Source organism: uncultured Eudoraea sp. (assembly GCF_947258525.1).
Classification (GTDB): Bacteria; Bacteroidota; Bacteroidia; order Flavobacteriales; family Flavobacteriaceae; genus Eudoraea.
The window spans coordinates 1-2,224 of record NZ_CAMYIP010000136.1 but is presented as its reverse complement, the minus strand read 5'-3'; the positions used below and the strand labels follow the sequence as shown (position 1 = coordinate 2,224).

2 protein-coding genes are annotated in these 2,224 nt (G+C 39.2%); one reads left to right on the top strand and one right to left on the bottom strand.

Annotated features, from left to right (window positions below; genetic code table 11):
* Nucleotides 1-340: dihydrofolate reductase family protein (locus Q0X89_RS10490; protein WP_297693876.1), on the top strand; the 340-nt coding region annotated here is incomplete at its 5' end.
* A 144-nt stretch (nucleotides 341-484) separates the two neighbouring features.
* On the opposite strand, the gene Q0X89_RS10485 is transcribed toward Q0X89_RS10490, so the two are convergent.
* Nucleotides 485-1,942, bottom strand: coding sequence for a glycosyltransferase (locus tag Q0X89_RS10485; protein ID WP_297693873.1), 1,458 nt, complete (start codon nucleotides 1,940-1,942; stop codon nucleotides 485-487).
* Between the last annotated feature and the right edge of the window lie 282 nt (nucleotides 1,943-2,224).

Genomic DNA, 2,224 nt, shown 5'->3' with positions numbered 1-2,224 from the left:
GCCTTATGACAAGCCGGTATTCGTATTGAGTAATACCTTAAATGAAATACCGCAAAGTCAGGTGGGAAAAGCGTTTTTAATAAAAGGAACGCTTACGGATATTATGGAGCAGATTAATAAAAAAGGATATAACCGTCTTTACATTGATGGCGGGACTACAATACGTAACTTTCTAAAAGCTGATTTAATTGATGAAATGATAATTACGACAATTCCAATATTATTGGGTGGTGGTTCTGCATTGTTTTCTGAACTGCCAAACAAGCTGAAATTCGAATTAATTACAACTAAAACATATTTGAATCAAATTACGCAGAGTCATTACAAACGAAAAAAATAGAAAATCATACCCCAATGCTTAAAGCCCATTTAAATGGTCTTCAAAAATGCTCCCGGCCTTCATTATTGCCAATTACTAACAATTGATAAAATTCTTCAGACCCTTTAGATAATAAAAGTACCAACAGGAGGGACATTATGGGTTTCAGCCTATCATTTCTCTTGTGTCTTCCAAAAGTTTCTTCGTTTTCCTAAAATTGGAAAAAGGTGCAGCCACCTTGATGCATTCTTCAGACATCTTAGATTTCCAGTCTTCTTTGATCGCTTTGATTACCGCTTTGGCCAGGTGCTCACTGAACACTTCTATATCATCATTTTCAGGCACCAAATATCCAACATCACTGGTCATAAAATCCCTTGGTCCGCCGGAATCGGCCCCTACTACCGGAACTCCACAGGCAAGGCTTTCAATTAACACCATCCCAAAAGGTTCTGCTTTTGATGGAAATGTGCAAACATTTGCAGCTGCAAATAACTTAGCCAACTCTGGTTGCATTAGCGGCCCAACAAAGCAGGTATTCTTGTTACCAAGTCTTTCGTTTAAGTTCTGCAACTCAATATTGTAGTCTTTCTTCTGTTTCCCCACGATCAAGGTAAGAATCTCATCTCCAAACTCCGCCTCCCAGATCCTGGCAGCACGCAGTACCGCGTCTATTCGTTTCCAGCCTACAAATTGCCCAACAAAAACAACCATGTGTTTATAATCTGTTCGAACATCATAGGTTTTCTCTTCGGTTAAACCAATGTGTTTGAGCCGGGCTTCCTTTAACACATCTGCGAGTTTAATATTTGTGCGAGGGACAAAACAGCTATTGAAGCCGGGATTTGCTAAAATAAACCGACTCTTATCAAACTGAGGAAACAACTCAGAGAACACTTCCATGTTTTCCTCCGAAATAGCATAGGCCAAATTAACATTACCCGGTTTGGTGCAGTCATCAAAAATCTTCAATTCGGTCAATTGTTTGTGAAATGAGGATGGCCATTTTCTATCTATGGATGTTATTTGGCCCTCAGAATTACCTGCATTAACCAACGCGGTTTCACGCAATTCATTCACCATCATTATCATGGCAGTGCCATGTAAATAGGTAACTATTGGTGGTACAGCAAGCCCATTAGCGGCTCTCTTTTCCATTACTTGTTTTGCTACAATACAGTTTATACATGTGTGGTGCGCTATAAAAAGCTGGATTTCGGAACCCGCTTCAAAAGTATTTTCTATTTCCAGCATATAGTCATAAACAAGATCTACATGGTCTGAGATGAATTTATCAACGTATTGTTCGCTGACTCCGGACCATCTGTGGCCATGCGGATGACTATACTCAGGCACCTCAGAGTCCATTTCGTATATTCTGACATCATTTCTATTCAGGTCCTCGTTCTTTTGGCGGGCAAATCCGGAAGGAAATATGGAATAGCTGGCTACCCCTTCCATAGTATTAAAAACCTCATGTTGTGCCTCGTGCAATATTCCGGATCCGGAAGTGGCCTCTACCGATGATTGCCAGGGGTAGGAGCCAAGCTGAAAAATCACATATTTCCCGGAAGGATCGGTTTCATTATTATTACTGGTTTCATTGTTAGAAGGCCTATTCATAAAGTTAGTTTTTTTAGTATTCAATATCGCTTTGTAAGACTGCCGGGGAGAATTGTGTTGTAGATTGTTTTCCGCTGCAGTTAAGTGCAATATAACCAATATAAAATTTAAGATGTGGAGAAAAAAAGAAATGAAGCCCAAAAAAATGCCGGTCCATTTAAGAGATCCTTACCTTAAATTTCAGATAACATTAATAAGTGGCTTTATATTTCTTAACTTGTTTGCTAAACCTATAATTCGTGAAATTTCCGGTAATTAAAACGTCGGCTTTAACTATGCTGT